This is a genomic window from Falsiroseomonas sp. HW251 (assembly GCF_050563545.1).
Taxonomy (GTDB): domain Bacteria; phylum Pseudomonadota; class Alphaproteobacteria; order Acetobacterales; family Acetobacteraceae; genus Falsiroseomonas.
Window position 1 is genome coordinate 35,475 of the sequence record NZ_JBNXUM010000037.1, and the last position, 17,240, is coordinate 52,714.

Annotated in this window: 14 protein-coding genes; 7 read left to right on the forward strand and 7 right to left on the reverse strand. The window is 73.1% G+C overall.

Features of this window, described 5'->3' with window-relative positions; translation table 11 throughout:
- Positions 1–76: 76 nt before the first annotated feature.
- Positions 77–2,080 (forward strand): FAD-dependent oxidoreductase, encoded by a 2,004-nt coding sequence (locus tag ACLF3M_RS30355; protein ID WP_430660759.1) that lies wholly within the window; start codon positions 77–79, stop codon positions 2,078–2,080.
- Entirely contained in the window at positions 2,077–3,669 is a 1,593-nt protein-coding gene (locus tag ACLF3M_RS30360) for a GMC family oxidoreductase (protein ID WP_430660760.1), read from the forward strand. Before ACLF3M_RS30355 ends, ACLF3M_RS30360 begins: the two co-directional genes overlap by 4 nt.
- Positions 3,670–3,675: 6 nt before the next feature.
- Here the strand turns inward: ACLF3M_RS30360 and ACLF3M_RS30365 are convergent, their stop codons facing one another.
- On the reverse strand, positions 3,676–3,948 hold the full coding sequence (locus tag ACLF3M_RS30365) for a hypothetical protein (RefSeq protein WP_430660761.1): 273 nt from the start codon (positions 3,946–3,948) through the stop codon (positions 3,676–3,678).
- A 156-nt stretch (positions 3,949–4,104) separates the two neighbouring features.
- Here ACLF3M_RS30365 and ACLF3M_RS30370 point away from each other — a divergent pair, with 156 nt between their 5' ends.
- Entirely contained in the window at positions 4,105–4,449 is a 345-nt protein-coding gene (locus tag ACLF3M_RS30370) for an FKBP-type peptidyl-prolyl cis-trans isomerase (protein WP_430660762.1), read from the forward strand.
- A 3-nt stretch (positions 4,450–4,452) separates the two neighbouring features.
- Here ACLF3M_RS30370 and ACLF3M_RS30375 read toward each other — a convergent pair whose 3' ends face one another.
- The 6 genes from ACLF3M_RS30375 to ACLF3M_RS30400 all read right to left on the reverse strand — a co-directional run bounded on the left by ACLF3M_RS30375 (position 4,453) and on the right by ACLF3M_RS30400 (position 13,890).
- Positions 4,453–5,580, reverse strand: a complete 1,128-nt coding sequence (locus ACLF3M_RS30375) for a CaiB/BaiF CoA transferase family protein (protein WP_430660763.1) — start codon at positions 5,578–5,580, stop codon at positions 4,453–4,455.
- A gap of 5 nt (positions 5,581–5,585) precedes the next feature.
- Positions 5,586–6,548, reverse strand: a complete 963-nt coding sequence (locus tag ACLF3M_RS30380; RefSeq protein ID WP_430660764.1) for a Bug family tripartite tricarboxylate transporter substrate binding protein — start codon at positions 6,546–6,548, stop codon at positions 5,586–5,588.
- Between the two features lie 119 nt (positions 6,549–6,667).
- Positions 6,668–8,305, reverse strand: a complete 1,638-nt coding sequence (locus ACLF3M_RS30385) for a porin (RefSeq protein ID WP_430660765.1) — start codon at positions 8,303–8,305, stop codon at positions 6,668–6,670.
- Positions 8,306–8,393: 88 nt separating this feature from the next.
- Complete coding sequence (locus ACLF3M_RS30390) at positions 8,394–9,383, reverse strand: hypothetical protein (RefSeq protein WP_430660766.1); 990 nt, start codon at positions 9,381–9,383, stop codon at positions 8,394–8,396.
- Positions 9,380–11,899 carry an ATP-binding protein gene (locus ACLF3M_RS30395; protein ID WP_430660767.1) on the reverse strand — a complete coding sequence of 840 codons (2,520 nt, stop codon included), beginning with the start codon at positions 11,897–11,899 and terminating at the stop codon, positions 9,380–9,382. Before ACLF3M_RS30395 ends, ACLF3M_RS30390 begins: the two co-directional genes overlap by 4 nt.
- Before the next feature lie 116 nt (positions 11,900–12,015).
- The gene (locus tag ACLF3M_RS30400; RefSeq protein ID WP_430660768.1) at positions 12,016–13,890 is read right to left on the reverse strand and encodes an ABC-F family ATP-binding cassette domain-containing protein; all 1,875 of its coding nucleotides are present in this window, start codon (positions 13,888–13,890) and stop codon (positions 12,016–12,018) included.
- A gap of 183 nt (positions 13,891–14,073) precedes the next feature.
- Between ACLF3M_RS30400 and ACLF3M_RS30405 the strand changes: the two genes are divergently transcribed.
- From ACLF3M_RS30405 to ACLF3M_RS30420, 4 genes are all read left to right on the forward strand, one after another.
- Positions 14,074–14,721 (forward strand): DUF1194 domain-containing protein, encoded by a 648-nt coding sequence (locus ACLF3M_RS30405; protein ID WP_430660769.1) that lies wholly within the window; start codon positions 14,074–14,076, stop codon positions 14,719–14,721.
- Between the two features lie 39 nt (positions 14,722–14,760).
- On the forward strand, positions 14,761–15,405 hold the full coding sequence (locus ACLF3M_RS30410; protein ID WP_430660770.1) for a DUF1194 domain-containing protein: 645 nt from the start codon (positions 14,761–14,763) through the stop codon (positions 15,403–15,405).
- Positions 15,406–15,477: 72 nt separating this feature from the next.
- A complete protein-coding gene (locus ACLF3M_RS30415; protein ID WP_430660771.1) occupies positions 15,478–16,188 on the forward strand; it encodes a DUF1194 domain-containing protein in 711 nt (236 codons plus the stop codon).
- A 26-nt stretch (positions 16,189–16,214) separates the two neighbouring features.
- Positions 16,215–17,237, forward strand: a complete 1,023-nt coding sequence (locus ACLF3M_RS30420) for a Bug family tripartite tricarboxylate transporter substrate binding protein (RefSeq protein WP_430660772.1) — start codon at positions 16,215–16,217, stop codon at positions 17,235–17,237.
- Positions 17,238–17,240: the final 3 nt, after the last annotated feature.

Genomic DNA, 17,240 nt, shown 5'->3' on the forward strand with positions numbered 1-17,240 from the left:
GTCGCCGCCTTGTTGTCCGGACATCCACGGTTGCCTTCGCGCGCCCCCGCGTCAAGACTGCGGAGGGAGAGTGATCATGCCCGACGGGACGGCCCGCCATCCCTCAAACTATCCCCATGTCTTCCGCCCGCTGCGGATCGCCGGCGTGGATCTCCGCAACCGCATCCTCGTCCCCGCCCACACCACCAATTTCGGCGAGGACAACCTGCCGTCGGACCGGCACCTCGCCTATCACCGCGAACGCGCGCGCGGCGGCGCCGCGCTGATCGTCTTCGAGGGGATCCGCGTCCACCGCTCCTCCCTCGGCCGGCGCCAGGGCGTGAACGGCTATGATCGCGCGGCCATCCCGCGCTTCGCCGCCATCGCAAGGGCCGTTCAGGCCGAAGGCACGAAACTGTTCGGCCAGGTGATCCATCTCGGACGCCACATAGACGGCAATTTCGCGCGCATGCCGTCCTGGTCGGCCTCCGCCGTGCCCTGGACCGCGACCGCGCCGCCGCCGCACCCCATGACCGAGGACGAGATCGGCCAGGTGATCGAGGCGCATGCCGAGGTCGCGGCCAACCTGGTCGAAGCCGGCCTCGACGGCGTCGAGCTGACCATGGCGCATGGCCATCTGCTGCAGCAGTTCCTCTCCCCCGCGGTGAACCGCCGCAGCGATGCCTGGGGCGGGTCGGAGGAGAGGCGCATGCGCCTGGCGCTGGAATGCCTGCGCGCGGTCCGCGCCCGCGTCGGCGAGGGCGTCGCCGTCGGCCTGCGCGTCTCCGCCGACGAGTTCCTCGAGGGCGGGCTGACGCTGGCCGACATGCGGCGCATCGTCCCCGCGCTCTGCGCCGCGGCGCGGGTGGATTTCGTGAACGTCAGCCACAGCGCCTATCACGGCAGCCGCACCATCTCGACGCAGATGGCGGACATGCATTTCGCCGCCGACGAATTCCACCACCTCCCGCGCGGCATCGCGGCGTCGCTGAGGGATGCGCGGCAGGACATCCCGGTCTTCGCGGTCTGCCGCTTCCGCACCATCGCGGAGGCCGATGCAATGCTCGGCACGGGCGACGTCGCGATGGTCGCGATGGCGCGCGCCCATATCGCGGAACCCGCCCTGGTCCGCCACGCCGCGGAGGGCCGCGAGGCGGAGAGCCGCCCCTGCGTCTCCTGCAACCAGGGCTGCACCGGCTTCCTCGCGCAGTCGCTCGCGATCACCTGCCTGTCGAACCCGCGCGCGGGGCGCGAGTCCGAATGGCCGGAGCCGCCTCCGCCCGCCGCGAAGCCGCAACGCGTCCTGGTCATCGGTGGCGGTCCCGCGGGGATGGAGGCCGCGACCATCGCCGCGCGCCGCGGCCATGACGTCGAGCTCTGGGAGGCGTCGGGCGCGCTCGGCGGCGCGCTCGCCTGGAACGAGCGGCACGCCGTGCGCGCCGACATGGCGCTGCTGCTGCGCTTCCAGCGGGATGCGCTGGCCCGCGCGGGCGTGCGGATCGCGCTGGACCGCCGCGCCGCCGCCGCCGCGATCCTCGCGCATGGTGCCGATGCCGTGATCGTCGCGACCGGCGCCGAGCCCGCCGGCGCGGCCTTTCCCGGCGGCGGCTTGGGCATGACGATGGAGCAGGCGCTCGCGAACGCCGCCACGCTGCCTGGCCGCGTCGCGGTGCAGGACATGCTCGGCAGCTTCGCCGTCGCGGGCTTCGTGGAATGGCTGGCCGGCACGGGCCGACGCGTGACGCTGGTCGCGCCCACCGGCACGCCGGGCTGGCAGGTGAACATCTATTCCTCCTTCGCCTGGCGGCAGCGGCTGCGCGACGCCGGTGTGCGCATCCTCGCGCTGCAGGCGATCCACGCCTTCACGCCGGGCGAGGCCGTGCTGGCCGACCTCTCCACCGGGGAGACGCGCCTGGAGGCTTTCGACGCCGTCATCGCCCCCGCGCATGGCACGCCGCGCGACGCGATCGCGGCCGACCTCCGCGCGCTGGCGGCGACGCGCAGCGACGCACCCGCGATCCACCTGATCGGCGACGCGGCGTCGCCGCGATCGGCGCTGGAAGCGGTGTTCGAGGGACACGAGCTGGGCCGGGCGCTGTGAGGACGGAGGTCCTCGTCATCGGCGCCGGCGCGGGCGGCGCGGCGCTGTCGTGGCGGCTCGCGACGCAGGGCATGCGCGTCACCTGCCTCGAGCAGGGGCCGTGGATGGCGCCGGAGTCAGGCCCTGCGGACCAGGCGGATTGGGAACGCCGCCGGATGCGCGACTGGCATCCCGACCCGAACCGCCGCGCCGCGCCGGCGGACTACCCCGTGGACGACAGCGATTGCCCGATCCGTCCGCTGATGGTCGGCGCCGTCGGCGGCTCCACCGTCTTGTGGTCGGGCCATCTGCCGCGCTTCCATCCCTCCGACTTCCGCATGCGGAGCCTCGACGGCGTCGGCGACGACTGGCCCATCGCCTATGACGATCTCGCGCCCTACTACGCGCTGAACGAGCGGATGTCGGGCTGCGCCGGCGTCGCGGGCAATCCCGCCTATCCAGCCGACCAGGGCGAGCGCCTGCCGCCCGCGCCCCTGCTGCCCTTCGAACGGCGCATCGTCGCGGGATTCGAGACACTCGGCTGGCACTGGTGGCCCGCCGACATCGCGCTGCTGACGCAGCCGCGCGCGGGGCGCGAGGCCTGCAACCATTGCGGCCCCTGCGAGATCGGCTGCCACCGCCGCGCCAAGGCCTCGGCCGACGTGACCTACTGGCCCGGCGCGCTCGCCGCCGGCGCGCGCCTGGTCCCCGGCGCGCGTGTCGAGCGCATCACGCTGGACGCCGACGGATCGCGCGCGACCGGCGCGATCTGGCTCGACGCGACCGGCGCGCGCCATCGCATCGAGGCCGATGCCGTCGTCATCGCCGCCAACGGCATCGGCACGCCGCGCCTGCTGCTGATGTCGCGCAGCCCGCGCTTCCCCGATGGCCTGCTGAACGACAGCGGCCTGGTCGGGAAGCGCCTGATGCTGCATCCCCTCGCGCGCCTGGCCGGCCGCTTCGGCGAGGAGGTCGGCGGCCATCGCGGCATCGCCGCCGGTGCCATCGTCTCGCGCCAGTTCTACGAGACCGATCCCGCGCGCGGCTTCGTGCGGGGCTTCAAGCTTCAGATCCTGCGTGGCACAGGCCCCGCCGGCATCGCGCTGACCGGTGGCGGCTTCGGCCGGCTGCCCTGGGGCGAAGCGCACCGCGCCGCCTTCCGCGACACCTTCGGCCATACGCTCGCCGTCAGCATCTGCGCCGACGACCTGCCGGAGGAAGCGAACCGCGTCGAACTCGCGCCCGATCGCGCCGACGGCCACGGCCTGCCCGGCGCCCGCATGGTCTACCGCGTCGGCGCCAACAGCCGCGCGATCCTCGACCACGGCCTGGATCGCGCACGCGACCTGCTCGATGCCTGCGGCGCCACCGCCACCCATGCCACGCCGCTCGTCGCCGAGGCCGGCTTCCATCTCATGGGCACGGCGCGGATGGGCGAGGATCCCGCGAGCTCGGTCGTGGACCGCTACGGCCGCGCTCATGCCGTGCCGAACCTCTTCATCGCCGATGGCAGCGTTTTCGTTACCGCGGCGGCGGTGAACCCCGCGCACACCATCCAGGCGCTCGCGCTGCGCAGCGCCGACCACATGGTCGCGACGCGCGCCGGCTGAACCCCGCTACTTCCAGCCGAGCATCTGCGGCATGCGGCCGATCGCCTCGGTCGCGCCGGCGCTGATCATCGCGCCCGAGGCCAGCAGCGCGCCGGCCGTGCCGAAGGCCAGCAGCAGCCCCAACACGATCCCGGGCAGCCTTGCCGCCCCGTCGCCGGGCCGCGAGGCTGCGGCGACCTGCCCCATCAGCAGCAGCCCGCCGACCAGCAGGGCGAGCAGCCCCAGGCCGGCGGCGATCATCTCCAGCAGCGCCTGCGGCGCGGGTAACCGAAGCTCCATCCTGGCGCACTCCTCGGGCTGTCTTGGCCTGGGGCGGCAGCCTGCGCAGCAATCCGTTCAGGAACGGTTACGAACCCGCGGCCCGACGCCGGCCCCCTTTTGCCAGCGGCGCGCGGTCGCGCTACGCCTGTCCGGCGACACGGTTCGGAGATGCGCATGCCGCTGAAGATGGACGACCTGGTGCAGGGCGAGGGCACGATGGCGCTCTCCGGCAAGCAGGTCACCGTGCACTACACGGGGTGGTTGTTCGACGCCTCGGCGCCGGAGACCAAGGGCCGCAAGTTCGACAGCTCCCGCGACCGCGGCGATCCCTTTGCCTTCCCGCTCGGCGCGGGCCGCGTGATCCAGGGCTGGGACCGCGGCGTGGCGGGCATGCGCATCGGCGGCCAGCGCCGCCTGACCATCCCGCCGGAGATGGGCTATGGCGCGCGCGGTGCCGGCGGGGTCATCCCGCCCAATGCGACGCTGGTCTTCGACGTGGAGCTGCTCGGCGTCGACTGAGGATCAGTCCTCGTCGAAGCCCGCGCCCCGATGCTGGTCCAGCGTCGGGGCGCCGGCGCGCGGGATTGGCCGCGCATCGTCGAAGCTGATCGGCGTGGCGACGACGCGATAGTCCTCGCCGGGCGGCGTCACCAGCATGCCCATCGCCTGGACCTGGGGCTCTTCCACCAGCTCCTCGATCGTGTTGATCGGCGCGCAGGGCACGCCCGCCGCGACCAGCGCCTGCAGCCAGTGCGCGCGCGGCTTCGCAAGCAGGGCGGCGCGCAGCGGCGCCAGCAGCGCGTCCTTGTTGCCCAGCCGCGCGCGGTTGGTGGCGAAGCGCGGATCGGCGATCCACTCGGCGTGCCCGACCTCGCGCGCGAGCTTCGCGAAGAGCCGGTCGTTCCCGCAGCAGATCAGGAAGGGCCCGTCGGCCGCGTCGAAGGCCTCATAGGGCACGAAGTCTGGATGGCCGGAGGCATGCCGGACCGGCTTCTGCCCCTGGTTGATCCAGGCCGCGATCTTCTGGTTGCCCCAGGCCACCGCGGTTTCCAGCAATGACGTGTTCACCACGCCGCCGCGTCCCGTGACCTCGCGCCGGCGCAGCGCGGCGAGCGCGCCGATCACCGTCCACATCCCCGTGCCCTGGTCCACCACACTCGACCCCATGCGCACGGGCGGCCCGTCCGGCGCGCCGGTGATCGAGCTGAGCCCGCCATAGGCCTGCAGCAGCGGCTCGTAGCCCGGGCGATCCTTCATCGGGCCGCGATGGCCGAAGGCGCCCATCGCGCAGTAGACCAGCTGGGGATGCCGCGCCGTCGTCTCCGCCGGCCCGAGGCCGAGCGCCTCCGGCACGCCGGGCCGCATGTTGTGCACCAGGATGTCGGCGTGCTGCAGCAGCGCGTGCAGCGCATCCACGCCTTCCCTGGACTTCAGGTCCAGCGCGACGGATTTCTTGCCGCGGTTGAACTCCACGAAATTCAGCGCATCGCCGCGCCGGAAGGCCTTGCCCATCTGGCGCGCATCGTCGCCGCCGTCGGGCTTCTCGATCTTGATGACCTCGGCGCCGAGGTCGGCCAGGATCGCGCCGGCATAGGGCCCGGCGAAGACCTGGCCGATCTCCACGACCTTGATGCCGGCGAGTGGGAGCATGGGCGTCAATCCGGCCTGATGTTGGCGCGCTCGATCAGCCCGCGCCATTTCGCGATCTCCTGCGGCAGGCGCGTGGCCAGCGGGCCCGGCCCGTCGAGGCGGATGATGCCGGCGGCCTGCGCCATGCGCTCCTTCAGCGCCGGATCGTCCTTCAGCGCCGCGAGTTCCGCGACAAGCCGGTCGCGCAATGCAGGCGGAAAGCCCCTCGGCGCGTACATCGAGAAGAAGTTCGGCGCGGCATAGCCCGGCACGACCTCGCCGATCGCGGGCACCTCGGGCATCACGGCGATGCGCTCCTCCGTCGTCACGCCGAGCAGCCGCGCGCGGCCCTGGCTCACATGCGGCAGCACCTCGATGGAGCTTCCGAAGACCAGGTCGATCTCGTTGGCGTAGATCGCGTTCACGGCCTGGCTGACCCCGCGATAGGGCACATGCGTCAGCTCGATCCCCGCCATGGAGGCAAACAGCGCCGTCGTCAGGTGGTTCGCCGAGCCCACGCCGCCCGTGCCATAGGTCAGCCGTCCCGGCTCCGCCCGTGCCGCCGCGATCAGCTCCTGCAGAGTGGCAAAGCGGCTGTCCGCGCGCACCATCAGCCCCGCCGGCAGGTCCACCACCGTCGTGAGGGGATCGAGGTCGCGCACGGGATCGAAGTTCAGGCTGGGCTGCAGCGTCGGCAGGATCGAGATCGAGGCCGAGATGAAGAGCAGCGTCGCCCCGTCCGGCGCGCTGCGCGCCACCGCCTGCGCACCGAGGCCCCCGCCCGCGCCGGGCCGGTTCTCCACCACGAAGGCGGCGCCGAGGCGCTGCGACAGCCGGTCCGCGATGATGCGCGCCGGCACGTCCTGCGGCCCGCCGGCGGCGAAGGGGATGACGATCCTCACCTGGCGCACCGGCCAGGCCTCCTGCGCGTCGGCCGTGACCGCGATCCCGGCCAGCGCCGCGCCGATCACGACATCGCGCCGTCGCATGCCTCGCCCCTCTGTCTCGTGGCAACTGCGCGCACCGAAAGGACGAGCTAACGCGGAAACGCCGGGCGCGGGAAGAGGCGGGGAGGATGCCGGGATGGGCTCCGCCGGCCCCGGCCCGTTCAGAACCGCCCGATCAGCGACATCTGGATGCGCTGCTCGATGCCGTAGCCGCCGATCGTGCCGCCAGACGGCGCATTCGCCGCGATCGCGCCGCCCTGCATGTCGCGGCGGTAGTACTGGTACTCGATCCCGACATCGATGCTGCCGGTGGTGATCCGCCCGTTGCGCTCCGTCGCGAAGGGACTCCAGATCAGGTTGGCGACGATCATCTGCATGTTCGCGTTGACGGTCTGCGTGGTCGATCCGCCGGGCGTGAAGCCGCCGACGAAGGCCGGCACGTCCACCACCGCCCAGGCCGCGCCGACATTGCTGCGGAGCTGCGTGGACCAATAGTGGCGATAGCTGCCCGCGACGCCCCAGCTCGGCGTCGGCGTCAACGAGACGTTGACCACCCCGGGCAGGCCGAGGTCGCTGAACGCGGATTGCCCGCTCGTCGTGCTGTCGAAATACCGCCCGATCCCCTGGCCGTAATAGGCGAGCAGCGTCACGTCGTCCGCCCCGAAGGCGCTGGCGAGCGTGCTCATGTTCAGCGTCGTGCTGAGCCGCGCGCCATAGCCCAGCCCGGTCGCGACCCCCTTCGGCGTGGCGTCGGTGCCGTTGGTGTCGATGCGCAGCTCGCGCAGCATGCCGGTCAGCGCGACGTTCCCCCATTCCCCGGCATAGGTCAGCTTACCCAGCAGGTCCGGCCAGTTGCTCGTCGCTGGCGACGCGCCGCCGTTGAGGTTGCTGTCGGGATAGAGCACGGCGGCGTTCTGCGTGTAGTCGGTGTAGGGTGCCTCGATCGAGACAGCGCCGGTCAGCCCCGGCGCCAGGCGCCCGGTCGCGCGCAACTGCGCCTGGCGGACGCTCGATCCGTTCAGGAAGGTCGCGTCGGTCAGCGTCTCCACGGGCGCCAGGTTCCACAGGCTGTCGGCTTGGCCGACGAGCACGCTGAAGACGTCGCCGCCAAGCCTGACATAGGCCTGGCGCAGGCGCGGGTTCCAGCCCTGGTTGGTCGCGGTGGCCGAGGCGCTGGGCGTGTTGCCCGCGAAATCCATCTCGAGCCGCGCGGCGAAGGTGCCCCAGTCGCCGGCGGGGGTGGAGCTCTCGATGCCGATGCGGGTACGGCGCGCGCTGAACTGCAGGTCGCCGCTCTGCTGGTCGGCCGCGCTGCCCGCGAGCGGCGTCGCTTGCACCGAGGGCGCGTCGCTGCGATTGACCATGTTGAGGTCGCCGAACAGGTTCGCCTTCACGAAGCCATAGACGCGCACCGAGGTCTCCGTCCCCGGGATGCGGATCGAATTCGGGAGGTCGCCGCGCAGCGCGTCGATCGCGGCGGCGCGCGTCTCGGCGCGGCGTTCCTCCGGCGTCTGTGCGGGCGGCATGATCGGCGCGGCCTGCGCGGCCTGGACCGGCGCGCGGGGCGCGGCGGCCACTGCGGGCGGCGCCGTGGCGGCGGGCGGGGCCGGGCGTCGCGCGGGGGCTGCGACAGCCGGCGCCGGCGCGGCACCGCGCTGCGCGCGTTCCAGCTGCTCCACCCGGCGCTGCAGCTGGTCGATGATGCGCAGCAGCTCCTCGTTGGTCTGCGCCAGGGCCGGCGAGGCCGTCAGCATCGCGGCGGGGATCAGGAAGCGCGCGCTGCGCAGGGGCAGGGACATGCTGCGTCTCCGAATCGGCGGCCCCAGCCTGCCACAACCCTGCTGCGCCCGTCAGCGCGCCGCCGTATCCGATTCAGCTGTCTTTCCGTCAGAAGCTCATGCCGAGCCCGACCGACCAGCCGCTGACATTCTCGCCGAAGATCACGTTGCCGGTCAGCCGCACGCGGTTGAGGTTCACGCCGAAGGCGCCGAGCTCCCACCGCCCGGTGTCGAACTCGATCCCGCCGCCGACCCGCGTGAGCCGGTCGGCACCCAGCACGTAGCGCTGCGCCGCGGTCAGGAATTCCGAGTGGTACATCTCCGCGACCCAACGCACCGGACGTCCCCAGGCCTCCAGCCCCGGGATCGGCTCGCGGTAGCGCAGCCAGAGGGAGGCGGTGGAGGCGTCAGTGTTGACGCTGATGTTGTTCGAGTAGACCGGCAGTGTCTGCAGCTGCATGCGCGTGAAGCGCAGCTCCGCCTCAAACTCGAAGCTCTCGCGGTAATCGTACCAGGCGAAGACGAGGGACCCGCCATAGCCGCCCGTCGCCGCCTGGCCCTTGCGCAGGAACTGCAGGTCAACGCCGGTGAGGTAGTTCAGCAGCGCCGAGCCGAGCGTCAGGTCGTTCGCGACATAGCCCAGGCTGGCATTGAGGATCGGGCGGATCTGGAAGCGGTCGGTGATGGCGAAGGACCAGCCGACGCCGACGGTGACGCTGGCCGTGTTCCACGCCACCGACAGCCGCCGGCTTTCCTCGCCACGGGTGACCACGAAGCGCGGATCGTAGCGCGCATAGCCGAGGAAGCCCTCGAGGTAGATCGGCAGGTCCTCGGACCAGGTGAAGCCGGCGCCGAGCTGCCCGAGGCCGAGCGCCGTCTTCTCCGTGCTCCCCTGTCCCTGGGAGATCTCGACGCTGCTCGCCGTTCCGTCCGGCACGATCGTCAGGGTCTGCACGCCCAGCGCGACCTTGGCCTGCTGGTCGAGCGTGAGGCGAAGGTCGCCGAGCCGCGTTACCGACCGGTCGGGCTGCTGCTGCGCGAGCGCCGGCGCGGCAAGGACCAGCGCGGCCGCCACGCCCGGCCCGATCCGCGTCCTCACGCCGCCTCGGCCCGCGTCAGCCTGCGCACCAGCTCGCCGAGCTCGTGCTGCCGGTAGGGCTTGTTCAACCGCGGCAGCCAGGGGCTCGCCCCCGTCGCCTCGGCATAGCCGGTCGCCAGCACCACCGGCAGGTCGGGCCGGTCGCGCCGCAGCCGCTCCGCCATCTCGAGCCCGCTGATCCCCGGCATGACATGGTCGGTGATCACCAGGTCCGGCGGGTCGCGCGCGATCACGTCCAGCGCCTCCTCGGCCGAGGTCACGACCTCGGTCCGGTGGCCGAGGTCCTCCAGCATCATCGCCGTCCCCGCCGCGACCAGCGCGTCGTCGTCCACCACCAGCACGCGCCGCGCCGGCGTCGCGACGGCGTCGACCACGCGGGCCGGGGACTCCGCGTCGGGCGTCGTCATCGCGGCCGCACGCGGCAGCCAGATCGTCGCGGTGGTGCCGCGGCCGGGCTCGCTCCGCAGCGTCAGGCCGCCGCCGGATTGCTGCGCCAATCCCTGCACCATGGACAGCCCGAGACCCGATCCGCGCCCGACGCCCTTGGTCGTGAAGAAGGGCTCCGTCGCGCGCGCCAGCGTCGCCGTGTCCATGCCCGTGCCGGTATCCCCGATGGACAGCGCGAGGTAGGGCCCGGGCAGCAGGCCGGGCGGGGCGCCGGCGTCAGGTGCTTCCGCCTCGGTCGCGGTGATGGTGATGGTGCCGCCGTCGGGCATCGCGTCGCGTGCATTGACCACCAGGTTCAACAGCGCGAGCTCGACCTGGTTCGCATCCGCCAACGCCGGCGGCAGCCCCGGCCCGAGCCGCAGCTCGATGCGCGCCTTCGGCCCCGCCGAGCGTTCCAGCAGCGGCCGCAGGCCCGCCACCAGCGGCCCGAGCTGCACCGGCGCCGGCCGCAATTCCTGCCGCCGCGCGAAGGCGAGCATGCGGTTGGTCAGCGCGGCGCCCCGCTCCGCCCCCTGCTGCGCGCCGTCCAGAAGACGCAGAAGCCGCGGGTCGGACGGCAGGCGCTTGCGCAGGAGGCCAAGATTGCCGAGCACGACCATCAGCAGGTTGTTGAAGTCGTGCGCCACGCCGCCCGTCAGCTGGCCCAGCGCCTCCATCTTCTGCGCCTCGCGCAGCCGCGCCTCGGTCGCCTTCAGCTCCGTCACGTCATGGCCCTCGGCGACCAGGAAGGCGACCTCGCCCTCCTCGTCGCGCACCGGCCTCAGCGCCACGGTGAGCGGCGAGAGCCGCCCGTCGCCGCCGCGGGCGGTGATCTCGGCCCGCACCACCTCGCCGGCCGCGGCGCGTGCGAGCCCCGACGCCAGCCCCGCCCGCGTCGCCGCATCCGGCCAGCAGGGCAGGGAGGAGAGGCGCCGTCCCAGCACCTCCATCCGCCCCTGGCCGAGGAAGGCCAGCGCGGTCTCGTTCACCTCCAGCACCACACCCTTCGCATCGGTCAGCGACATCAGCTGGAAGGTGCTGTCGAACAGCACGCGGAAGCGCGCCTCGCTCGCCGCGAGGTCGCGGGTGCGGCCGGCGACGTTCTCCTCGAGCCCCGCCGCGGCGGCGCGCAGCGCGTCGTTCGCGGCCGCCAGTTCGCGCCGGATCCGCGCCTCCCGGTCGGACAGCCGCACGGCCTGGGCGGCCAGCAGCAGCAGCGCCGCGCCGAGCAGCCCGACGAGCTCCACCGACCAGCGCACCGACCGCCGCCAGGGCCCCAGCACCTCCTCCATCGGGACCGAGGCCGCGACGAAGACCGGCCAGTCCGTCACGCGGCGGAAGGCGGTGATGCCGTCGGTGCCGCCGAAGAAGCCCTGGCCCTCCAGGATGCCCTGGCTGCGGGCGGCGGCCTCGGCGGCCAGCGCGGTGGCGCGCTCGCCCTGCCGCACCGTCGCGGCGTCCAGCCCGGTCATGGCCAGCACGCGCCCCTCCGCGTCGAACAGGCCGAGCCGCGTGCCCGGGCGGAACTCCGCGGAAAGGCCGGGCTGGTCGAAGAAGCCGGCCAGGATGGCGACCTGCACGACGCCGTCGAAGCGCCCGTCGGGGCGGCGCAGGGCGCGGCTGAAGGTGAACAGGATCTCCTCGGTCACGCGGCCGATCAGGGCCTCGCCGAGATGGGTCTCGGCGCCGGCCAGATGCGCTTGGAAGAAGCGCCGGTCCGCCAGCGCCACCGCCGGCGCGGGGAACATGAAGGAGGTCGCGACCGGCCGGCCCTCCGCGTCGAGGACCATGAGGTAGTCCCCGCTGCCGCGCTCCACGAGGTTGCGCAGCCAGCGATGCGCCTCCTCCCGGTCGCGCAGCGTGTCGAGGCCGCCCTCCGCCTGCGCGAGCCGGGCGGCGACCTGGTCGGCGAGCAGGCCCGAGGTCTCGAAGACGCGCTGCGCATACTGCTCCGCCACGCCCGTGAGGTTGAGCATGGAGGTCTCGGCGCGGGCCAGCGCGTCCGCCCGTTCGGTCCTGAGGCTGTCCACGCGGAGCCCGACCAGGGCCGCCAGGAACAGCAGCACCATCGCCAGGATGGCGACGCTCACGCGGTGCTGGGGCAAGCTCTCTCCGTCCTGCGCGCCCCGGGCCCGGCCGGCCCGGCGCTCGCGATCCCTTGAAGTCTAGCCGGTTTCGGCACGGAGTCGCGAGAGGGAAGGCCGGCTCAGGCCGCGTCCAGACGTTCCGACAGGGTCAGCCACTCCTCTTCCAGCGCCGCGACCTCCCGGGCGATGGCGGCGCGGCGGGTGGTGGCCCAGGCGATGTCCTGGGCATTGCGCCTGGCATAGGTCTCGGGGTCGGCGAGGCGCTTCTCGATCAGCTTCGCCTCCAGGCCGAGCTTTTCCAGCGTCTTCTCGACCTCCTTCAGGCGCTGGCGCAGCGGCGCCATCTGGGCCCGCGTCTCCGCGCGTTCCCGCCGCTCCGCCGCCTTCACCCCGCCCGAGGGCGCGCCCTCCTCCCGGTTCGCCGCCCGCGCGCGCTCCGCCAGCAGCGCGCGGTACTCCTCGAGGTCGCCGTCGAAGTCGCGCACCGTCCCGTCGGCGACCAGCCAGAGCCGGTCGGCCACCAGCTCCACCAGGTGCGGGTCGTGGGTGATGAGCAGCACGGCGCCCTCGAAATCCGCCAGCGCCTTCACCAGCGCCTCGCGCGCATCGATGTCGAGGTGATTGGTCGGCTCGTCCAGGATCAGCAGGTTCGGGGCGTCGCGCGTGCAGAGCGCGAGCAGCAGCCTGGCCTTCTCCCCGCCCGAGCATTGGGCGACCGGCGTCTCCGCCTTCTCCCCCTGCAGGCCGAAGCGGGCGAGCTGGGCCCGGACCTGGGTGTCGGTCGCGCGCGGCAGGGCGGCCTGCATGTGGGACAGCGGCGTGCCGCGGGGGTCGAGCTCCTCCGACTGGTGCTGGGCGAAGAAGCCGACCTTGAGGCGGTTGGCGCGCCTGACCTCGCCGCGGGTCGGCGCCAGCCGCCCGGCCAGCAGCTTCGCCAGCGTGGACTTGCCGTTGCCGTTGGCGCCGAGGAGGGCGATGCGGTCGTCCTGGTCCAGGCGGAGGTCGAGGTTGCGCAGGACCGGCGGCCCGCCATAGCCGGTCTCCGCCCGCTCGATCGCCAGGATCGGCGGCGAGAGCTGCTCGGGCGGCGGGAACGCGAAGCGGGTCGGCGTGTCCTCGATGACGGCTTCCAAGGGGGGAAGCTTCGCGAGCGCCTTCAGCCTGGACTGCGCCTGGCGCGCCTTCGACGCCTTGTAGCGGAAGCGGTCCACGAAGGCCTGCATGTGGGCGCGGCTCGCCGCGATCTTCGCGGCCTCCGCGGCCTGCTGCGCTGCGCGTTCCGTCTTCTGGCGGACGAAATCCTCGAAATTGCCTTGGTAGGTCGTGATCCTGGTGCGGTCGAGATGCGCGATGATATCAACGCAGCGGTCGAGCAGCCCGCGGTCGTGGCTGACCACGATGGCGGCGCCGGGGAAGCGCTGCAGCCAGCCCTCCAGCCACATCGTCGCTTCCAGGTCGAGGTGGTTGGTCGGCTCGTCCAGCAGCAGCAGGTCGGGCTCGAGGAACAGCGCGCGGGCCAGCGCCACGCGCATCCGCCAGCCGCCGGAATAGGATGACAGCGGCCTGGCCTGCGCCTCCGCGTCGAAGCCGAGCCCCGCCAGGATCGCCGCCGCGCGCGCCGGCGCGGCGTCGGCGCGGATGGCGATCAGGCGCTCATGGATTTCCGCCATGCGGTGCGGGTCGGGATGGCCCTCGACCTCGGCCAGCAGCGCCGCGCGCTCGGTGTCGGCAGCGAGCACCGCATCCAGCAGAGACCCATCCCCGCCCGGCGCCTCCTGCGCGACATGGCCCAGGCGCGCGCGGGCGGCCAGCCGCACCTCGCCCCCGTCGGGCTGGATCTCGCCGGTGATGGCCTTGAGCAGCGTGGACTTCCCCGCCCCGTTCCGCCCGACCAGCCCGAGCCGCCGCCCGGTGTCGAGCGTCATCTCCGCACCTTCCAGCAGTGCGCGGCCGCCGACGCGCAGCGTCAGGTTGCGGATGGAAAGGACGGTCATGACCGGGGCTTGTAGCGCCGGATCGCGAAGGCGGAAACGCCGCGGCGGCGGATCGGCCGCGCCGCTGCTTCGCCCGGTTTTCGGATGTAATTCGTTTGCTTCCAGCCGCGGCACAGCCGACTGTTCCGGCAGGGGCGGGCCGGACGCCCCGGTCCGGCGCGGTGCCGGAGACCGGAGGTCGCCATGACCGCTCTGTCCTGCCTGGCCGCCATCGTCCTGCTCATGGATGTCTCGGGCTCGGTCCCCGACCGGCTCTATGTCGCCCAGCGCGACGGCGCGGCCGGCGCCTTTGCGGACCGCCGCCTCCTCCAGGCCATCGAGGCCCAGGGCGTCGCCGTGCTGGTCGCGGAGTTCGACACCACGGTGACGACGCGCCTCGGCTGGCAGCTGCTGCGCGACGCCGACCAGGCGCGCGACTTCGCCGAGGCGCTGCGGGCGCTGCGGCGTTCCTCGCGCGACCGCCCGACCTCGATCGGCCGCGCCATCGCCCATGCCGCCGCGGCGCTGCGGGATGCGCCCTGCGTCGCGTTCCGCCGCGTGATCGACGTCGCGACCGACGGCTTCGAGACCGATCGCTCGCTGCCCGCCAGCATCGCCCGCGACGACGCCGCGGCCGAGGGCATCGTCATCAACGCCATCGCCTTCTTCGGCCCCGACGACGCCATGATCGAGCAGCTCTCCACCGAGGCCGGCCTGGCGGAAGCCGAGGCCTGGCTGCGGGAGAACGTCGCGACCGGCTTCGTCCATGCCGCCGACGGCCTGCCCGACTTCGACACCGCCTTCCGCCGCAAGGTGGTGCTGGAGATCACAGAGTCGCTTCCCGCCCGCTGAACCGTCCCGACCCGCGACCCGCCCCGGAGGTGCCCTGCCATGCTCCCCGCCTGCCTCGTCGCCCTCGTGCTGATGATGGATGCCTCGGGCTCGGTGCCGGACAGCATGTTCCGCGCGCAGCGCGACGGCGCGGCCGCCGCCTTCGAGGATCCCGCCCTGCAGCGCGGGATCGAGCGTTCGGGCGGGATCGCGGTGCTGGCCGGCATCTTCGATGGCCGCCCGGACACGCGGGTCCCCTGGCAGCTGATCCGCGACGCCGGGGAGGCGCGGCGCTTCGCCCGCGACCTGCGCCGCGTGGAGAGGGCCGCGGCGGGCGGCACCACGGCGATCGGGGCGGCCATCGCGCATGCCCATCGCGCCATCGCCGAGGCGCCCTGCGCACCGGAGCGGGCGCTGATCGACATCTCGACCGACGGCTTCGAGACGGACACCCGCATCCCCGCCCGGGCTGCGCGCGACGCCGCGCTGGACGGCGGCATCGTGGTCAACGCCATCGCCTTCCAGCCGCAGGACGATTTCGGCGGCGGCGAGGCCTGGGTCGGCATGGTGCTGGAGGAGGCCGAGGCCTGGTTGCGCGACAACGTCGCCACCGGCTTCGTGCGCGTCGCGCGCGACCCCTCGGGCTTCGGCGACGCCATGCGGAGCAAGGTCATCCTCGAGATCACGCTGTACGCCCCGCCCTGAACGCGGTGTCGCTTTCCGGTGTCGCCTTGGGCGCGTCCCGGCCTATCCTTCCCGGACAGGGGGAGGCCCGAGATGACGCTGCCGGCCTGCCTCGTCGCGATCGTGCTGCTGATCGACGCATCGGGCTCCGTCCCCGATCCGCTCTACGCCGCGCAGCGCGACGGGCCCGCCTCTGCCTTCGAGGATCCGCGCCTGATCCGCACGCTGGAACGCTCCGACGGCATCGCTGTCCTGCTCGCGGATTTCGACGCCCAGGCCCGCACCCGCGTGCCCTGGACGCTGATCCGCACCCGCGACGACGCCGCCGCCTTCGCCACCGCGGTGCGGGCCATCCGCCGCACCGGCCGCAGCGGCGTCACCGCCGTCGGCCGCGCCCTTGCGCATGCCAATGCCGTGCTGGCGGAGGCGCCCTGCACGCCCGCGAACCGCATGGTCGACATCTCCACCGACGGGATCGAGACGGACAGCCGCCTGCCCGCCCCCTTCATGCGCGACGCCGCCGCCGATGCGGGCACCGTGATCAACGCCATCGCCTTCCTCGATCCCGCGCTGGCCGCCTCGCCCGAATTCGGCGCCGACGAGATCCTGGCGGAATCCGAGGCCTGGCTGCGCGACCACGTGGCCACGGGCTTCGTCCGCATCGCCCGCGGCGCCCAGGGCTTCGAGGAGAGCTTCCGGGCCAAGGTGATCGTCGAGGTCACCTCCCTGGAGCCGCCCATACCGGACAGGCCCTCTCCCCCCACCGGGGGGAGAGGGTTGGATGAGGGGGGCGCCGCCCCGTGAACGTCGTCAGGCACCGGAAGCAAGCGATGACCCCCACCCGCCGCGCCCTCCTCGCCAGCGTCCTCGCGACGCCCGCCGTGCCGGCGGCCGCGCTTGCGACGATCGCCGTTCCGGCCACGCTTGCGACGATCGCCGTTCCGGCGATCGCGCAGGACTGGCCGACGCGCCCGATCCGCGTCGTCGTGCCCAACGCCGCCGGCGGCGCGGCCGATACCTCGATCCGGCTGATCTCCGATCGCCTCACCCAGCTCCTCGGCCAGCCCGTGGTGGTGGACAACCGCGGCGGCGGCGGCGGGACCATCGCCGGCGCGGCCGTCGCCCAGTCCGCACCGGACGGCACGACCTTCCTGGTCGACAACTTCGCCAATGTCGTGAATCCGCTGGTCCTGACGGGCCTGAGTTTCGACTACCGCACGAGCTTCGTGCCGGTGACCCAGATCATGTCCATGCCGATGGGCGTCGTCGTCCGCGCCGACCTGCCCTGGCGAACGCTCGCCGAGCTCATCGCCGTGGCGAAGGCGCGGCCGGGCACGATCTCCATGGGCCAGCCCGGCAACGGCACCGCGGCGCATCTGACGCTCGTGCTGCTGCAGCAGCGCGCCGGGATCGAGTTCAACCAGGTGCCCTATCGCAGCGGCGGCGAGGTCACGCGCGATCTGCTCTCCGGCACGCTGGAGACGGCCTCGGCCGCGCTCTCCTCCGCGCTGCCGCTGGTGCGCGACGGGAAGATCCGCATGCTGGCCGTGACGTCGCGCGCGCGCTCCTCGGTGCTGCCCGACGCTCCGACGCTGGAGGAATCCGGGCTGCGCGACGCGGTGATCGAGGAATGGTTCGGCCTTTCGGCACCGCGCGGCACGCCGCCCGCGATCGTGGCGCGCATGGCCCAGGCCGTCGCCGCCGCGCTGCAGGCGCCCGAGATCCGCGCCCGCTACGCCCAGCTCGGCGCCGAGCCTGTCGGCAGCACGCCCGAGGCCTATGCCGCGACGGTGGAGGCGACCCGCGCCGGCATCGAGCGCATCGTGCGCGAGGGGAACGTCCAGTTGAATTGAGAC

Coding starts and splice junctions, on each gene's coding strand:
- ACLF3M_RS30355 (WP_430660759.1), top strand. CDS start 77: ATGCCCGACGGGACGGCCCGCCATCCCTCAAACTATCCCCATGTCTTC.
- ACLF3M_RS30365 (WP_430660761.1), bottom strand. CDS start 3,948: ATGGAGCTTCGGTTACCCGCGCCGCAGGCGCTGCTGGAGATGATCGCC.
- ACLF3M_RS30370 (WP_430660762.1), top strand. CDS start 4,105: ATGCCGCTGAAGATGGACGACCTGGTGCAGGGCGAGGGCACGATGGCG.
- ACLF3M_RS30375 (WP_430660763.1), bottom strand. CDS start 5,580: ATGCTCCCACTCGCCGGCATCAAGGTCGTGGAGATCGGCCAGGTCTTC.
- ACLF3M_RS30380 (WP_430660764.1), bottom strand. CDS start 6,548: ATGCGACGGCGCGATGTCGTGATCGGCGCGGCGCTGGCCGGGATCGCG.
- ACLF3M_RS30385 (WP_430660765.1), bottom strand. CDS start 8,305: ATGTCCCTGCCCCTGCGCAGCGCGCGCTTCCTGATCCCCGCCGCGATG.
- ACLF3M_RS30400 (WP_430660768.1), bottom strand. CDS start 13,890: ATGACCGTCCTTTCCATCCGCAACCTGACGCTGCGCGTCGGCGGCCGC.
- ACLF3M_RS30405 (WP_430660769.1), top strand. CDS start 14,074: ATGACCGCTCTGTCCTGCCTGGCCGCCATCGTCCTGCTCATGGATGTC.
- ACLF3M_RS30410 (WP_430660770.1), top strand. CDS start 14,761: ATGCTCCCCGCCTGCCTCGTCGCCCTCGTGCTGATGATGGATGCCTCG.
- ACLF3M_RS30415 (WP_430660771.1), top strand. CDS start 15,478: ATGACGCTGCCGGCCTGCCTCGTCGCGATCGTGCTGCTGATCGACGCA.
- ACLF3M_RS30420 (WP_430660772.1), top strand. CDS start 16,215: ATGACCCCCACCCGCCGCGCCCTCCTCGCCAGCGTCCTCGCGACGCCC.